At 58.3% G+C, this 15,009-nt stretch carries 16 protein-coding genes and 1 riboswitch; of the genes, 11 read left to right on the plus strand and 5 right to left on the minus strand.

Annotated elements, in window-relative coordinates:
* The first annotated feature begins 32 nt into the window (after positions 1-32).
* The 4 genes from bioB to bioD are packed head-to-tail and all read left to right on the plus strand — an operon-like array spanning position 33 to position 3,645.
* Positions 33-1,061 carry a biotin synthase BioB gene (gene bioB / locus QQF33_RS18035; RefSeq protein WP_285158369.1) on the plus strand — a complete coding sequence of 343 codons (1,029 nt, stop codon included), beginning with the start codon at positions 33-35 and terminating at the stop codon, positions 1,059-1,061.
* Positions 1,058-2,212 (plus strand): 8-amino-7-oxononanoate synthase, encoded by a 1,155-nt coding sequence (bioF, locus tag QQF33_RS18040; RefSeq protein WP_285158370.1) that lies wholly within the window; start codon positions 1,058-1,060, stop codon positions 2,210-2,212. The genes bioB and bioF overlap by 4 nt, the downstream gene beginning before the upstream one ends.
* Positions 2,196-2,951: a malonyl-ACP O-methyltransferase BioC gene (gene bioC / locus QQF33_RS18045; protein ID WP_285158371.1), complete on the plus strand. Its 756-nt coding sequence runs from the start codon at positions 2,196-2,198 to the stop codon at positions 2,949-2,951. The genes bioF and bioC overlap by 17 nt, the downstream gene beginning before the upstream one ends.
* Complete coding sequence (gene bioD, locus QQF33_RS18050; RefSeq protein ID WP_285158372.1) at positions 2,944-3,645, plus strand: dethiobiotin synthase; 702 nt, start codon at positions 2,944-2,946, stop codon at positions 3,643-3,645. Before bioC ends, bioD begins: the two co-directional genes overlap by 8 nt.
* Here the strand turns inward: bioD and QQF33_RS18055 are convergent.
* Positions 3,608-4,330: an ABC transporter ATP-binding protein gene (locus QQF33_RS18055; RefSeq protein ID WP_285158373.1), complete on the minus strand. Its 723-nt coding sequence runs from the start codon at positions 4,328-4,330 to the stop codon at positions 3,608-3,610. The two genes, bioD and QQF33_RS18055, sit on opposite strands and share 38 nt — an antisense overlap.
* Positions 4,331-5,037: 707 nt before the next feature.
* On the opposite strand from QQF33_RS18055, the gene uvrB reads away from it, so the two are divergent.
* On the plus strand, positions 5,038-7,053 hold the full coding sequence (gene uvrB / locus QQF33_RS18060; protein WP_285158374.1) for an excinuclease ABC subunit UvrB: 2,016 nt from the start codon (positions 5,038-5,040) through the stop codon (positions 7,051-7,053).
* A 106-nt stretch (positions 7,054-7,159) separates the two neighbouring features.
* Here uvrB and yvcK read toward each other — a convergent pair whose 3' ends face one another.
* The gene (gene yvcK / locus QQF33_RS18065) at positions 7,160-8,068 is read right to left on the minus strand and encodes a uridine diphosphate-N-acetylglucosamine-binding protein YvcK (RefSeq protein ID WP_282492254.1); all 909 of its coding nucleotides are present in this window, start codon (positions 8,066-8,068) and stop codon (positions 7,160-7,162) included.
* A 227-nt stretch (positions 8,069-8,295) separates the two neighbouring features.
* A riboswitch (molybdenum cofactor riboswitch) is annotated at positions 8,296-8,429 on the plus strand.
* Here yvcK and moaA point away from each other — a divergent pair.
* The 6 genes from moaA to QQF33_RS18095 all read left to right on the plus strand — a co-directional run bounded on the left by moaA (position 8,417) and on the right by QQF33_RS18095 (position 11,888).
* Positions 8,417-9,406 (plus strand): GTP 3',8-cyclase MoaA, encoded by a 990-nt coding sequence (gene moaA, locus QQF33_RS18070; protein WP_285158375.1) that lies wholly within the window; start codon positions 8,417-8,419, stop codon positions 9,404-9,406. It overlaps the preceding riboswitch by 13 nt.
* A 22-nt stretch (positions 9,407-9,428) precedes the next feature.
* Complete coding sequence (moaB, locus tag QQF33_RS18075; RefSeq protein WP_095281318.1) at positions 9,429-9,941, plus strand: molybdenum cofactor biosynthesis protein B; 513 nt, start codon at positions 9,429-9,431, stop codon at positions 9,939-9,941.
* A 3-nt stretch (positions 9,942-9,944) separates the two neighbouring features.
* Positions 9,945-10,430: a cyclic pyranopterin monophosphate synthase MoaC gene (gene moaC, locus QQF33_RS18080; protein WP_282492256.1), complete on the plus strand. Its 486-nt coding sequence runs from the start codon at positions 9,945-9,947 to the stop codon at positions 10,428-10,430.
* On the plus strand, positions 10,423-10,668 hold the full coding sequence (gene moaD, locus QQF33_RS18085) for a molybdopterin synthase sulfur carrier subunit (protein WP_282492257.1): 246 nt from the start codon (positions 10,423-10,425) through the stop codon (positions 10,666-10,668). The genes moaC and moaD overlap by 8 nt, the downstream gene beginning before the upstream one ends.
* A 2-nt stretch (positions 10,669-10,670) precedes the next feature.
* A complete protein-coding gene (gene moaE / locus QQF33_RS18090) occupies positions 10,671-11,123 on the plus strand; it encodes a molybdopterin synthase catalytic subunit MoaE (RefSeq protein WP_285146559.1) in 453 nt (150 codons plus the stop codon).
* A gap of 57 nt (positions 11,124-11,180) precedes the next feature.
* Positions 11,181-11,888, plus strand: coding sequence for a Bax inhibitor-1/YccA family protein (locus QQF33_RS18095; protein ID WP_285146558.1), 708 nt, complete (start codon positions 11,181-11,183; stop codon positions 11,886-11,888).
* Between the two features lie 78 nt (positions 11,889-11,966).
* Here the strand turns inward: QQF33_RS18095 and QQF33_RS18100 are convergent, their stop codons facing one another.
* Genes QQF33_RS18100 through QQF33_RS18110 form a run of 3 tightly spaced genes read right to left on the minus strand, consistent with a single transcriptional unit; the run spans position 11,967 to position 14,928 of the window.
* Positions 11,967-12,929 carry a lysylphosphatidylglycerol synthase domain-containing protein gene (locus QQF33_RS18100; protein ID WP_282492259.1) on the minus strand — a complete coding sequence of 321 codons (963 nt, stop codon included), beginning with the start codon at positions 12,927-12,929 and terminating at the stop codon, positions 11,967-11,969.
* Complete coding sequence (clsB, locus tag QQF33_RS18105) at positions 12,929-14,170, minus strand: cardiolipin synthase ClsB (RefSeq protein WP_285157116.1); 1,242 nt, start codon at positions 14,168-14,170, stop codon at positions 12,929-12,931. Before clsB ends, QQF33_RS18100 begins: the two co-directional genes overlap by 1 nt.
* The gene (locus QQF33_RS18110; protein ID WP_282492261.1) at positions 14,167-14,928 is read right to left on the minus strand and encodes an endonuclease/exonuclease/phosphatase family protein; all 762 of its coding nucleotides are present in this window, start codon (positions 14,926-14,928) and stop codon (positions 14,167-14,169) included. The genes clsB and QQF33_RS18110 overlap by 4 nt, the downstream gene beginning before the upstream one ends.
* Positions 14,929-15,009: the final 81 nt, after the last annotated feature.

The following is a 15,009-nucleotide window of genomic DNA, read 5'->3' on the forward strand; positions in this document are numbered from 1 at the left end:
ACAATGAACTAAACCCCTTTTGGAGAAGCCCGATGGCTAATCACCCGCGCTGGACAATGTCGCAAGTCACCGAATTATTTAACAAACCTTTCCTCGAACTGATGTTCGAAGCCCAGCAAATCCACCGCCAGCACTTCGATCCGCGCCACGTGCAGGTCAGTACGTTGCTGTCGATCAAAACCGGTGCCTGCCCGGAAGACTGCAAATATTGCCCACAAAGTGCGCGCTATAAAACCGGGCTTGAAGCCGAACGTCTGATGGAAGTGGAGCAGGTCCTCGACTCGGCGCGGAAGGCGAAAAACGCCGGTTCGACCCGTTTCTGCATGGGCGCAGCGTGGAAAAATCCGCACGATCGCGACATGCCGTATCTCGAGCAAATGGTGCAGGGCGTGAAAGCCATGGGTCTTGAAGCCTGCATGACTCTCGGCACGCTGAACGAAACTCAGGCGCAGCGCCTGTCGGCGGCGGGTCTGGACTACTACAACCACAACCTCGATACATCGCCGGAGTTCTACGGCAACATCATCACCACCCGAACCTATCAGGAGCGCCTGGACACCCTCGACAAGGTGCGCGATGCGGGAATTAAAGTCTGTTCCGGCGGGATCGTGGGCTTAGGCGAAACGGTGAAAGATCGCGCGGGCCTACTGTTGCAGCTGGCGAACCTGCCGACGCCGCCGGAAAGCGTGCCGATCAACATGCTGGTGAAGGTCAAAGGCACGCCGATGGCGGATAACGACGACGTGGATGCGTTTGATTTTATCCGCACCATCGCCGTGGCGCGCATCATGATGCCAACCTCGTTCGTGCGCCTCTCCGCTGGCCGCGAGCAGATGAGCGAGCAGACCCAGGCGATGTGCTTCATGGCGGGCGCGAACTCGATTTTCTACGGCTGCAAACTGCTGACCACGCCAAACCCGGAAGAGGACAAAGACGTCCAGCTGTTCCGCAAGCTGGGGCTGAATCCGCATCAGACCGAGGTATTAACAGGTGATAACGAGCTGGAACAGCAGCTTTTCAACGCCGACACCGAACAGTATTACAACGCGGCAGCCGTATGACCTGGCAGCAGCGCATTGACGCCGCCCTTGAAGAACGCCGGGCGGCGGACGCGTTTCGCACCCGCACGGCGGTTGAAGGCGGCGGTCGCATTCTGATCCGCGATACGCGTCGGTTCTGCAATTTTTCGAGCAACGATTATCTGGGTTTGAGCCAGCATCCGGTGGTTATTCGCGCCTGGCAGCAGGGAGCGGAAAGCTGGGGCGTCGGCAGCGGCGGGTCGGGGCATGTGACGGGCTATACCACCGCGCATCAGGCGCTGGAGGAGCAGCTTGCCGACTGGCTCGGCTACCCGCGCGCGCTGCTCTTTATCTCCGGTTTTGCCGCCAATCAGGCGCTCATTGCCGCCCTGATGGGCAAAGAGGATCGGATTGTGGCTGACCGCTTGAGCCACGCCTCGCTGCTCGAAGCCGCCAGTCTTAGCCCGGCGCAGCTGCGTCGGTTTGCCCACAACGACGCCACTCAGCTTACTACGTTGCTGGCGAAATCCTGCGACGGGCAACAGCTGGTGGTGACCGAAGGGGTGTTCAGCATGGACGGCGACAGTGCGCCGCTGGCAGAGTTGCACGCCGCCGCGCGGGAGCACAACGCCTGGCTGCTGGTGGATGACGCCCACGGCATCGGCGTGCTCGGCGAGGAAGGGCGCGGGAGTGCCGCCAACCAGGGTGTCAAACCGGAGCTGCTGATTGTGACCTTTGGCAAAGGGTTTGGTATCAGCGGGGCGGCGGTGCTGTGCAGCGAATCCGTCGCAGATTACCTGCTGCAGTTCGCCCGGCATCTGATCTACAGCACCAGCATGCCGCCCGCCCAGGCGTTGTCGCTGCAGGCCGCGCTGCAAGTTATTCGCAGCGACGAGGGGGAAGATCGTCGGCAAACCCTGGCGGCGCATATTCAACGCTTCCGGGCAGGCGTTCGTGAGCTGCCCTGGCGGATGACCGACTCGCAAAGCGCCATTCAGCCGCTGATCGTCGGCGAGAACAGCCGCGCGTTGCGCCTGGCGCAGCAGCTTCGCGATCGCGGTATGTGGGTCACGGCGATTCGTCCGCCGACGGTTCCTGCGGGCACCGCGCGTCTGCGTCTGACTCTGACCGCCGCGCATCTCACTCAGGATATCGACGACTTACTGGAGGCGCTGCATGACGCCGGTGAATAAGCAGGCCATCGCCTCGGCCTTCGGGCGCGCGGCGCAGAGTTACTCAAAGCACGATGAGTTGCAGCGCCGCAGCGCCCGGGGGCTGAAAACGTTTCTTGGCGAAGGACGATTTAACGCCGTGCTGGATGCGGGCTGCGGCCCTGGCGCGAACAGCCGTGCCTGGCGCGAAGCGGGCAGCCATGTGACGGCCCTCGATCTCTCGCCGCAGATGCTGGAACAGGCGCGCTATCAGCAGGCGGCGGACGACTATCTGGTGGGCGATATCGAAGCCATTCCGCTCCCGGATGCGCAGTTTGACCTCGTCTGGAGTCATCTGGCGGTGCAGTGGTGCGCCAGTCTCCCGCAGGCGCTGCGCGAACTCTGTCGGGTGACGCGCCCCGGCGGAACCGTCGCCTTTACCACGCTGCTGGATAACTCGCTGCCGGAGCTGAATCAGGCCTGGCGCGCGGTGGATGAACACCCGCACGCCAACCGTTTTTTATCTGAGCAGGCGGTGAATGATGCTCTGGCGGGGGGGCGCTACCGGGCCACCACGGAGGTCATCACGCTTTCCTTCAGCGATGCCCTGAGCGCCATGCGCTCCCTGAAAGGCATTGGTGCCACCCATCTGCACGGCGGACGGGGGCGCAAACCGCTGACGCGCGGAGAACTCACGCGCCTCGAACTGGCGTGGCCGCGCGAGCGGGGCGAGTTTGCGCTCTCTTATCAACTTTTTCATGGGATTATCGAACGTGACTGAACGTTATTTTGTCACCGGGACCGACACCGAAGTCGGTAAAACCGTCGCCAGCTCGGCGCTGCTGCAGACGGCGCGTTTGCAGGGATTCACCACCGCCGGGTACAAACCGGTAGCGTCCGGCAGCGAGATGACGGCGGAAGGCCTGCGCAACTCGGACGCGCTGGCGCTGCAGCGCCACAGCACGCTTACGCTGGCTTATGAAGAGGTGAATCCATACACCTTCGCCGAGCCGACCTCGCCGCACATCATCAGCGCCGACGAGCAGCGCCCGATTGAATTCCCGGTGCTCTCTGCGGGCCTGCGTGCGCTGGAGCAGAAAGCGGAATGGGTACTGGTCGAAGGGGCGGGCGGCTGGTTTACGCCGCTCTCAGACTGTCAGACCTTCGCCGACTGGGTGCAGGACGAACAGTTGCCGGTGATCCTCGTCGTCGGCGTCAAACTGGGCTGTATTAATCACGCCATGCTCACGGCACAGGCGATCACCCAGGCCGGACTGCGCTTCGCAGGCTGGATTGCTAACGACGTGGTCGCGCCGGGAAAACGTCATCAGGAGTATCTCGCCACGCTGCAACGCGTCCTTCCCGCGCCGTTCCTCGGAGAAATTCCGTGGCTGGCTGACGGCGCTGAACAGGCCGAGACCGGCCAGTATCTGGATCTCAGCGCCTTGCACCCCGCGACATCCAGTGCGCAATAAGCGCCTCATCCAGCTCGTTAACGTGGCCCTGGGCCACGTTACGGCCGCGATACAGCACGCAAAAACGATCCGCGACCCGGCGGATAAACGTCAGCTGCTGCTCCGCTAATAGCACCGTCATCCCCAGTTCGCGACTTAAACGCATCAGCAGCTGCGCCAGCTTGTGGGCAAACGTGTTTCCCGTACCGTGCAGCGGCTCATCCAGAATCAGCAGGCGAGGGCGAGTGATAAGCGCATTGGCGAGAGCGAGCTGGTACTGCTCCTCGGGCGACATGCCCGTCGCACGCGCGTGCCGCAGCGGCCAGAGCTGTGGGAACAGGGCGTAAATTTCACTGCTCGCACCGGCATCCGGTACGCCTTTGGCGCGCATTGCCACGTGCAGGTTCTCCTCGACGGTGAGCTGCGAGAAAATCCGCCTGTCCTGCGAAACATAGCCAATCCCCGGCATCGCGCACTGCGTCGGTGCAGCGTTGCGCAAATCGCACGGTGGTGCGCCCGCTTCATGCCAGATAATGGTGCCACTTTCTATCGGTAACTGACCGGTGATGCAGTTGATCAGCGTCGTTTTGCCCATTCCCGGCAGCCCGATAACGCCCGTGCACATCCCCGGCGGCAAATCCAAATCCACATTCCACAGCGTGTGCTGGCTTCCATAGAACTGATTAACAGCGCGCAGACTTAACATAATGCTCTCCTGTAAACGCGTGAGGGATAAGACGTCATCAGGAATGTGCAAAACCCCTGCCATAAACCGCAATCCGGTCAAATAAACGGCAGTTTTAAGATTAGGCTCACAAAGGTTAAGCGTGGCTACAGGGCACAGAATGACTGAATTGTGATTAAGATCTCGCCAGTGGCTTATGCGCCGTGGGACTGATTATCATCAAAAATGAGTGATAAATATTTTTTACGGACATGCCCATGGGAAAAACCGGGAATTTGCCGAGGGGCGCTCTATATGGGCTGGAAGCAGTTATCCACTATTCCTGTGGATAACCATGTGCATTAGAGTTAGAAAACCTTAGGCAAGCGAGAGAAGACGCGGCCTGCGCCTGAATTGATGCGAAACGCGGCTTTAAGAAATATCTTCTATGAATTAACGAGTTAGACAAAAGCAATCATCGTCATGAAAGTGTCACCTGCTGCCATAAAACTATCATTACGTAGCTTGACAAATGTTAAAAATAGAAATGTTCTGGGGATAACCGCCCATCGCTGGTGTTTTATCTTGTCACAGCCTAAATTTTGACCCGTTTCGTGCTCATGAGTCGGATGCTAATCCAGATATCCTTACACGCCACTGGTTTTACATCCAGTATTTATTACTGGCAAATTTACCAGCCGCGAGTAAAATTACTCACTGCCGCTTTTTCCGTCACCAGGTTGTCGCCCATGAGTAAATTGTTCAAACTGAATTCTGCCTTCCGTCCTTCTGGCGATCAGCCGGAGGCGATCCGCCGCCTGAAAGAGGGGCTGGAAGACGGGCTGGCGCACCAGACTCTGCTGGGCGTGACCGGCTCAGGCAAGACCTTTACCGTCGCCAACGTGATTGCGGATTTGCAGCGCCCGACGATGGTGCTGGCCCCCAACAAAACCCTGGCGGCGCAGCTGTACGGCGAGATGAAAGAGTTCTTCCCGGATAACGCCGTCGAGTATTTCGTCTCTTACTACGATTACTACCAGCCAGAAGCCTACGTACCGAGTTCTGACACCTTCATCGAGAAGGACGCCTCGGTGAACGAACACATCGAGCAGATGCGTCTCTCGGCGACCAAAGCGCTGCTTGAGCGCCGGGATGTGATCGTGGTGGCTTCTGTTTCTGCGATCTACGGTCTGGGCGATCCGGACCTTTATCTCAAGATGATGCTGCACCTGACCAACGGAATGATCATCGATCAGCGCGCGATTGTCCGTCGTCTGGCGGAGCTGCAATACGCGCGTAATGATCAGGCCTTCCAGCGCGGCACCTTCCGTGTGCGCGGCGAAGTGATCGATATCTTCCCGGCGGAATCTGACGATCTGGCTCTGCGCGTTGAGCTGTTCGACGAAGAGGTGGAACGTCTGTCCCTGTTTGACCCGCTGACCGGGCACGTCGAGTCGGTGATCCAGCGCTTCACCATCTACCCGAAAACCCACTACGTCACCCCGCGCGAGCGTATCGTGCAGGCGATGGAAGAGATCAAAGTCGAGCTGGCGGACCGCCGGAAAGTGCTGCTGGCGAATAACAAACTGCTCGAAGAGCAGCGCCTGAGCCAGCGTACGCAGTTCGATCTCGAGATGATGAACGAGCTGGGCTACTGCTCGGGGATCGAAAACTACTCGCGCTATCTCTCGGGGCGCGGCCCTGGCGAGGCGCCGCCGACGCTGTTCGATTATCTTCCGGCTGACGGGCTGCTGGTGGTGGACGAATCCCACGTCACCATTCCACAAATCGGCGGGATGTATCGCGGTGACCGCGCGCGTAAAGAGACGCTGGTGGAGTACGGTTTCCGTCTGCCGTCGGCTCTCGATAACCGCCCGATGAAATTTGAAGAGTTTGAAGCGCTGGCCCCACAAACGATCTACGTCTCGGCCACGCCTGGTACCTACGAGCTGGAGAAATCCGGTGACGAGGTGATCGATCAGGTGGTGCGTCCAACCGGCCTGCTGGATCCGATTATCGAAGTGCGTCCGGTGGGAACTCAGGTGGACGATCTGCTCTCAGAGATCCGTGCTCGCGCATCGGTCAACGAACGCGTGCTGGTCACCACGCTGACCAAACGCATGGCGGAAGATTTGACCGAGTACCTGGAAGAGCACGGGGAGCGCGTGCGCTATCTGCACTCGGATATCGATACCGTTGAGCGTATGGAGATCATCCGCGATTTGCGTCTCGGCGAGTTTGATGTGCTGGTGGGGATTAACCTGTTGCGAGAAGGTCTCGACATGCCGGAAGTGTCGCTGGTAGCGATTCTGGACGCCGATAAAGAGGGCTTCCTGCGTTCAGAGCGATCGCTGATTCAGACCATTGGTCGTGCGGCACGAAACATCAACGGCAAAGCGATTCTTTACGGCGATAAGATTACGGCGTCGATGGCGAAAGCGATTGGCGAAACGGAGCGTCGTCGTGAGAAGCAGCAGCAGTACAACGAAGAGAACGGCATTACGCCACAGGGTCTGAACAAGAAAGTGGTGGATATTCTGGCGCTGGGTCAGGGGATCGCGAAAACCAAAGGGCGCGGCAAAGCGCGTCATCCGGTGGAAGCCGATCCGGTTGAACTGCTGCTGACGCCGAAGGCGCTGCAGCAGAAAATCCATGAGCTGGAAGGGCAGATGATGCAGCACGCGCAGAATCTGGAGTTTGAAGAGGCGGCGCAGATCCGCGACCAGTTGCATAAGTTGCGGGATTTGTTTATTGCGGCGTCGTAGCGGCTTTTGCCGGGTGGCGGCTTCGCCTTACCCGGCCTACGATTCGAGCCGTTGTACGGTCCTTGTAGGCCCGATAAGCGTAGCGCCATCGGGCGCTGTTCGGTTGTTACCCCAGCGCCTGAATCGCTTTCTCCAGCGCCAGACGCAACAGATGCCGGTCGTGGCGATACTTAATATCGCTCGCTTCCAGCTCCTCCTGCACCACTACCCGGCCTTCCATCCCTGAAACATCCACCTTCGGCCCAACGACCACACCGTCGATAATTTTTTTACCGACGTACTGCTCCATCAGATTCAGTTTATCCGCAAGCGACAGGCTGGCAGCGGCAGGGCTGAGCTCTTTCCCCAGATTGCCGATGTAGACCATCGGGGCTGGCGTCCTGCGCAGCGCCTGCGCCAGCTCTTTCACCAGCAGCAGCGGCATCAGGCTGGTGTAAAAACTGCCCGGCCCGATAAGAATCAAATCCGCTTCGCCGATCGCTTCCACCGCTTCACGCGTGGCCGGAACGGAAGGGTAGGTCATCAGCTCCTGAGGCGGCAAAATCAGCTGGTCAATATTCACCTCGCCATAGACTTCATGGCCTTCGGTGTCGATCGCCATTAAATCGACCGGTTGTTCTGACATAGGGATCAGGAATGCATCCACTTTCAGCAGGTTTCGGATTAAATTAATCGCCTCAAGTGGGCGCACGCTCAGGTGATCCAGCGCCTTTAACATCAGATTTCCGAGGTTATGCCCGGAAAGCTCACCATTCCCGCTAAAACGATACTCAAACATCGCCGAAGCGACGCTTTGTTCGGTAATTAACTGGTTAAGACAGTTACGCATATCGCCCCAGGCGATGCCGCCTTCGGAACGACGGATACGACCTGTAGAGCCCCCGTTATCGGTGGTGGTTACGATCCCGGTGAGCCTGGAGCCCAGCGAGGATAATGACGACATCACCCGCCCCAGCCCATGCCCTCCGCCGAGAGCGACCACACGGTCAAGATCCGCAAAAGTGCGATTGCGCATACACATTCCTTATCACATTCGATCCGCGTAACAGTAACCCAACTACCCCTAAAAGACGATGCCCGACCCCCGGCAAAATGACGTATATCAATGCGAAACTGTGATTTTTACGTATTCTGTAGTGAAAGTGCGCGATCTGGTCGCTATATATATAATTATATAGCGAAAGCGGCCAATGGCGAAAGTGCCATTTCCGCGCTACTATCGGCATAACCCACGTTTTCGAAAATGAAAACATACACTCTAGCCCTGGCGCCTGTGTCACTTGATATGGCGCCCTGGCCGTAGCGGAAACGCTACCAGGGTACAGAAAGAAATGACTGTGCCTCCCGTACTGGAAAGGTGTACATGGCTTCTCAACTCACAGATGCTTTCGCGCGTAAGTTTTTCTATTTACGTCTGTCGATTACCGATGTGTGCAATTTTCGTTGCACCTATTGCCTGCCGAACGGCTACAAGCCGGGCAGCGTCACCAACAACGGATTTCTCTCCGTCGACGAAGTGCGCCGCGTGACGCGCGCCTTCTCTGAGCTCGGCACGGAAAAAGTGCGTCTCACGGGTGGCGAACCCTCCCTGCGTCGTGATTTCCCCGACATCATCGCCGCCGTTCGCGAAAATGCCAGCATTCATCAAATCGCCGTCACCACCAATGGCTATCGCTTAGCCCGCGATGTCACCCAGTGGCGCGATGCCGGTCTCACGGCCATCAACGTCAGCGTCGACAGCCTCGACGCGCGCCAGTTTCACGCCATTACCGGGCAGGATAAATTCCGCCAGGTGATGGAAGGCATCGACGCTGCGTTTGAAGCCGGTTTCGACAAGGTCAAAGTCAACACGGTGTTGATGCGCGATGTGAATCATCACCAGCTCGACACCTTCCTCGCGTGGGTCAAACCCCGCCGCATTCAACTGCGTTTTATTGAGCTGATGGAAACCGGCGAGGGCAGCGATCTGTTCCGCCGTCATCATATCTCCGGCATGGTGCTGCGCGATGAACTGCTCAAACGCGGCTGGATCCACCAGATCCGCCAGCGCAGCGACGGCCCGGCGCAGGTCTTTTGTCACCCGGACTACGAAGGGGAAATAGGGCTTATCATGCCTTATGAGAAAGATTTCTGCGCCACCTGCAACCGTTTGCGCGTCTCCTCTGTCGGCAAACTGCATCTGTGCCTGTTCGGCGACGGCGGCGTGGATCTTCGCGATTTGCTGGAAGACGATGCCCAACAGGACGCCCTCGAAGCACGCATTTCTGCGGCTCTGACGCATAAAAAACAGACCCATTTCCTGCATCAGGGCGACACCGGGATTACACAAAACCTGTCCTACATCGGCGGGTAATCGGCTTAAAAGGAACCAGAAAATGAGTCAGGTCAGCGCTGAATTTATTCCGACGCGTATTGCTATTCTTACCGTTTCTGAGCGCCGTGGCGAAGAGGACGACACCTCTGGTCACTGGCTGCGCGATGCTGCCCACGAAGCGGGGCACAGCATTGTTGATAAAGCGATTGTTAAAGAGAACCGCTACGCCATTCGCGCCCAGGTCTCTCAGTGGATCGCCAGCGACGAGGTGCAGGTGGTTCTCATCACCGGCGGCACCGGTTTTACCGCAGGCGATCAGGCGCCAGAAGCGCTGCTCCCGCTGTTTGACCGTGAAGTCGAAGGCTTTGGCGAAGTGTTCCGCATGCTCTCCTTTGAAGAGATCGGCACCTCGACATTGCAGTCGCGCGCGGTGGCCGGGATCGCCAACAAAACGCTGATTTTTGCCATGCCGGGCTCGACCAAAGCCTGCCGCACGGCGTGGGAAAACATCATTGCCCCGCAGCTTGATGCCCGCACCCGTCCGTGTAATTTTCATCCTCATTTGAAGAAGTAAGCTATGTCCCAATTGACCCACATTAACGCCGCGGGCGAAGCCCATATGGTGGATGTTTCCGCCAAGGCCGAAACGGTGCGCGAAGCGCGCGCCGAAGCCTTCGTGACCATGTTGCCGGAAACTCTGGCGATGATTATCGACGGCAGCCACCACAAGGGTGACGTCTTCGCGACTGCGCGTATCGCCGGAATTCAGGCCGCAAAACGCACCTGGGATCTGATTCCTCTCTGCCATCCGCTGATGCTCAGTAAGGTCGAAGTGAACCTGCAGGCCGAGCCGGAGCACAACCGTGTGCGCATTGAGACGCTGTGCCGTCTGACCGGTAAAACGGGCGTCGAAATGGAAGCCTTAACGGCGGCCTCCGTGGCGGCGCTGACCATTTACGATATGTGCAAAGCGGTACAGAAAGATATGGTGATTGGCCCGGTTCGTCTGCTGGCGAAAAGCGGCGGCAAATCCGGCGATTTCAGGGTGGACACTCATGATTAACGTGCTCTTTTTTGCTCAGGTTCGCGAGCTGGTCAATACCGACAGCCTGACCCTCGATACCCCTTTCGAAAACGTCGAAGCCCTGCGCGCCCATCTGGCGGCGCAAAGCGACCGCTGGGCGCTGGCGCTGGAAGAGGGCAAGCTGCTGGCGGCGGTGAATCAGACGCTGGTGGAATTTTCCCATCCGCTCAACGCCGGTGATGAAGTGGCGTTTTTCCCGCCGGTCACAGGGGGTTAATCATGTCTGATACGCGTATTGTTGTCGGGCCGGAGCGCTTTAACGTCGGCACGGAGTACAGCTGGCTCGCCGAGCGCGACGAAGACGGCGCGGTGGTGACCTTTACCGGCAAAGTCCGTAACCATAATCTTGGTGATAGTGTGAAAGCGCTGACGCTCGAGTATTATCCGGGCATGACGGAGAAGTCGCTTGCCACTATCGTGGAAGAGGCCCGTCAGCGCTGGCCGCTCGGTCGCGTCACGGTGATCCACCGCGTCGGCGAAATGTGGCCAGGCGAAGAGATTGTCTTTGTCGGCGTCACCAGTTCGCATCGCAGCAGTGCGTTCGAAGCGGGTGAATTTATTATGGATTATCTCAAAACCCGCGCGCCATTCTGGAAGCGTGAAGCCACGCCCGAAGGGGAGCGCTGGGTGGAGTCGCGCGACAGCGACAAACAGGCTGCCAGCCGCTGGTAACCGGTTGGCGCAGATGTGTTAATCTTAACAAGTGTGCCCACTTAATCAGGAGTTATCATGGACCGATTTCCACGTTCGGATTCAATCGTTCAGCAGACGCGTAGCGGCCTGCAAACCTACATGGCGCAGGTGTACGGCTGGATGACCTGCGGCCTGCTGCTCACCGCGTTTATCGCGTGGTATGCAGCGAATACACCTGAGCTGATGATGTTTATCTTCTCCAGCAAAATCACCTTCTTCGGGCTGATTATCGCCCAGCTGGCGCTGGTCTTCGTGCTCTCCGGTCTGGTGCAAAAGCTCAGCGCAGGGATGGCGACGACGCTGTTTATGCTCTATTCGGCGCTCACCGGGCTGACGCTCTCCAGCATTTTTATCGTCTACACCTATTCGTCCATCGCCAGCACCTTTGTGGTCGCGGGCGGGATGTTTGGTGCCATGAGCCTGTACGGCTACACCACCAAACGCGATTTAAGTGGCTTCGGCAATATGCTGTTTATGGCGCTGATCGGGATTGTGCTGGCGTCGCTGGTGAACTTCTGGCTGAAAAGCGAGGCGCTGATGTGGGCGGTGACCTATATCGGGGTGATCGTGTTTGTCGGCCTGACGGCCTATGACACGCAGAAGCTGAAAAACATCGGCGAGCAGATTGACGTGCGTGACAGCTCGAACCTGCGCAAATACGCGATTCTTGGCGCACTGACGCTGTATCTGGACTTCATCAACCTGTTCCTGATGCTGCTGCGGATTTTCGGCAACCGTCGCTAACCTCGTTGCCCGGTGGCGCTAGCGCTTACCGGGCCTACGATCTGTAGGTCGGGTAAGCGCAGCGCCACCCGACTTTCGTCACTTCGCCATCGCCTTCTCGTTCTTCGCCCGCAGCTTTTTCGCCCGACTTTCCAGAACCAAATATCCCACCGTCGCCAGTGCCAGCGGCAGGAAGTAATAGAGCATGCGATAGGCCAGCAGCGCCGCGATAATCTTGCCGTGAGAGACATGCTCCCCCGCCAGCAGGGCGATAAACACCGCTTCCAGCACCCCAATGCCCGCTGGAATGTGGACAATCACCCCCGCAATACTGCTCACCAGCAGCACGCCGAGCACGAAGAAATAGTTCACCTCTTCGCCAATCAGCAGCCAGATAATCGCCCCCATCACCATCCAGTTAGCGCTGGAGACCACCATCTGCACCAGCGCAAATTTCCATGACGGCAGCACCAGCTTTTGCCCTTTGACGGTCATGTGACGGCGTTTGGCGAACGCACAGCCCCACAGATATACTGCAATAATCAGCAGCAGGACGATGCCCAACATCTGCAGCGTCGATTCATCTATGTACCAGTGGGCAGGCAACTGAACCACGCCGAAACTGAAAATCACCCCGCCGAGCAGAATATACCCCAGCCAGTTGGTGGTAATGCTGAGTGAGAAAATACGCGTAATGGTGCTCCCTGGCAGCCCAAGGCGCGAGTACAGGCGGTAGCGCATCCCGATGCCGCCTACCCAGGTGCTGAGGGTCAGGTTAAAGGCGTAGCAGATAAATGACACCAGCATCACCTGGCGCTTTGCCAGCTTATGCCCGCAGTACGCGCGGCCCAGCAGGTCGTAACAGCCGTAGATCAGATAGCTGACGACCACTAAACCCAGCGCGCTGAGCAGCACCATCCGGTTGTAGTTGCGGATAACTTTCCACACCTCTTCCCAGTCAATTTTTTGCGCGTAAACCACCAGCAGCACGGCGACGGCAATGAAAAACAGCCAGGTAAGGATGCGCTTCGCCAGTCGCCAGCGGGGATGTGATTTGCTCATTACGGTTTCACCCCTGAGTTTTCGGTTTCAACGCGATCCTGGGTTTCCATTTCCGGTTGAACCGGAGCGGGCACCTGCGCGAGTTTCGGCGTGTGGGCCGGGAGCCAGCCCACCAGCGCCGGGAAGTGGCGCAGGAAGTGGAACACCACCACGCTTTTGCTCAGGTTCCACCAGGTGCGTTTCGGCACCATCGAATCATCCACCCGCACGCAGTCACGGTCGATAATGCCGGTCAGGTTATCGCGCAGGGTCTGATTGAAGGTGCGATCGTGAATAATCAGGTTCGCTTCCAGATTGAGAGACAGGCTTAAAGGATCGAGATTGCTCGATCCAACCGTCGCCCAGTGATCGTCCATCAGCGCCACTTTCCCGTGCAGCGGTCGACGGCGGTATTCGTAAATCTGCACGCCGCCTTTGACCAGGTAGTTGTAGAGCAGCCGCGCGCCGACGGTAACGATCGGCATATCTGGCTCGCCCTGCACGATCAGTTTGACGCGTACCCCGCGTCGCGCGGCATTACGCATGGCGTGCAGGAGACGGTAGCCGGGGAAGAAATAGGCGTTGGCGATGATCACCTCGCGTTTCGCATTGGCGAGCATCTTCAGGTAGTGCCGCTCGATGTCGTCCCGATGCTCGCCGTTGTCGCGCCAGATAAACAGTGCCTGCGCCTCGCCGGGCTGGTGGTTCTCCTCCGGGCGATGATGGCGCTTCCACCAGCGGCGAACGGCTGATTGCCCCGGCAGGTTTTCCAGCTCAAACAGCAAAATGTCCTGCACCACCGGGCCTTCGACTTTCACCGCATAATCCTGCTTCGCCTCCGGGCCGTAGTCGGACATGTGCTCGTCGGAGTAGTTAATTCCGCCGACGAAGGCGACAGTGCCATCCACCACCACAATTTTGCGGTGCATCCGGCGAAAAACGTTGGTCCGCATCCCGAGCAGCGGCGGGCGCGGGTCGTAATAGCGGAACACCACGCCCGCTGCGGTCAGCTCGTTGACAAAGTTATCGCTGAGGTCCGGCGAGCCGTAGCCGTCGAGCAGCACTTCCACTTTGACCCCGCGCTGAGCCGCGCGCAGCACCGCCTCGTGCAGCTGACGGCCGACGCCGTCCTCAAACCAGATAAAGGTTTCGAGGATCACTTTTTGCTCTGCCGCATCGAGCGCGGCAAACACCGCCGGATAGTACTCATCGCCATTTTCCAGCAGCGTGATTTGATTACCTTCTCGCCATGAACATTTCATAAGTGGATCTCCGCACTTAACGGGGCATGGTCAGACAGGTGACGCCAGCTCTTCAGCGCCAGCGCGCTCGGTTGACTGGCGTGGGCGTTCTTGACGTAAATCCGGTCAAGGCGCAGCAGGGGGAAACTCACCGGGAAGGTGCGCGCCGGACGGCCATGGGCGCGGGTGAAAATCTCATCCAGCCCGGCGTCGGCTTTCAGCGGACGACTGGCGCGCTGTTGCCAGTCGTTGAAATCCCCCGCGATCACCACCGGATCGTTTTCCGGCAGGGAGTTGACCCAGCGCGCCATCATCGCTAATTGCGCCTGGCGGTGTGCCTCCCGCAGCCCCAGATGCACGCACCCCACGTGAACCGGAAAGGCCAGGTCGGGCGGGGTGATCCGACAGTACAACAGCCCGCGTTTTTCGCTTTCGCCCACCGAGACGTCGTGATTCTCATAATGTTCGATGGGAAAACGCGACAGCACCGCGTTGCCGTGGTGGCCTTCCGGGTAAACCGCGTTGCGCCCGTAGGCGTAGTCGCTCCACATGGTATCGGCCAGAAATTCATAGTGTGACGTGTCCGGCCAGTTCTCGACGTGCAGCGGGTGAATATCATGTGCGCCCATCACTTCCTGCAGGCAGACAATATCCGCGCCGACGGTGCGTACCGCGTCACGCAGCTCGGGTAAAATGAAGCGGCGATTAAATGCCGTGAAGCCTTTGTGTGTGTTAATCGTCAAAATTTTTAGCGAAAAATGCCGGGTTTTTTGCGTCATATGCTCCTGCCAGCGTCACTATCCTGATGAAAATAAAGTGTAGTCGGCGTCACAAAAAGATGCGGCGTTACGGAATTTTCC

This window comes from Lelliottia wanjuensis, from assembly GCF_030238365.1.
Taxonomy (GTDB): Bacteria; Pseudomonadota; Gammaproteobacteria; order Enterobacterales; family Enterobacteriaceae; genus Enterobacter; species Enterobacter wanjuensis.

What these genes read in the sequence shown, in the direction of transcription:
- moaE (WP_285146559.1), top strand. Translation starts at nt 10,671, where the DNA reads ATGTCTGATACGCGTATTGTTGTCGGGCCGGAGCGCTTTAACGTCGGC.
- yvcK (WP_282492254.1), bottom strand. Translation starts at nt 8,068, where the DNA reads ATGCGCAATCGCACTTTTGCGGATCTTGACCGTGTGGTCGCTCTCGGC.
- moaC (WP_282492256.1), top strand. Translation starts at nt 9,945, where the DNA reads ATGTCCCAATTGACCCACATTAACGCCGCGGGCGAAGCCCATATGGTG.
- QQF33_RS18095 (WP_285146558.1), top strand. Translation starts at nt 11,181, where the DNA reads ATGGACCGATTTCCACGTTCGGATTCAATCGTTCAGCAGACGCGTAGC.
- moaD (WP_282492257.1), top strand. Translation starts at nt 10,423, where the DNA reads ATGATTAACGTGCTCTTTTTTGCTCAGGTTCGCGAGCTGGTCAATACC.
- bioC (WP_285158371.1), top strand. Translation starts at nt 2,196, where the DNA reads ATGACGCCGGTGAATAAGCAGGCCATCGCCTCGGCCTTCGGGCGCGCG.
- QQF33_RS18100 (WP_282492259.1), bottom strand. Translation starts at nt 12,929, where the DNA reads ATGAGCAAATCACATCCCCGCTGGCGACTGGCGAAGCGCATCCTTACC.
- QQF33_RS18055 (WP_285158373.1), bottom strand. Translation starts at nt 4,330, where the DNA reads ATGTTAAGTCTGCGCGCTGTTAATCAGTTCTATGGAAGCCAGCACACG.
- bioB (WP_285158369.1), top strand. Translation starts at nt 33, where the DNA reads ATGGCTAATCACCCGCGCTGGACAATGTCGCAAGTCACCGAATTATTT.
- clsB (WP_285157116.1), bottom strand. Translation starts at nt 14,170, where the DNA reads ATGAAATGTTCATGGCGAGAAGGTAATCAAATCACGCTGCTGGAAAAT.
- moaA (WP_285158375.1), top strand. Translation starts at nt 8,417, where the DNA reads ATGGCTTCTCAACTCACAGATGCTTTCGCGCGTAAGTTTTTCTATTTA.
- bioF (WP_285158370.1), top strand. Translation starts at nt 1,058, where the DNA reads ATGACCTGGCAGCAGCGCATTGACGCCGCCCTTGAAGAACGCCGGGCG.
- moaB (WP_095281318.1), top strand. Translation starts at nt 9,429, where the DNA reads ATGAGTCAGGTCAGCGCTGAATTTATTCCGACGCGTATTGCTATTCTT.
- uvrB (WP_285158374.1), top strand. Translation starts at nt 5,038, where the DNA reads ATGAGTAAATTGTTCAAACTGAATTCTGCCTTCCGTCCTTCTGGCGAT.
- QQF33_RS18110 (WP_282492261.1), bottom strand. Translation starts at nt 14,928, where the DNA reads ATGACGCAAAAAACCCGGCATTTTTCGCTAAAAATTTTGACGATTAAC.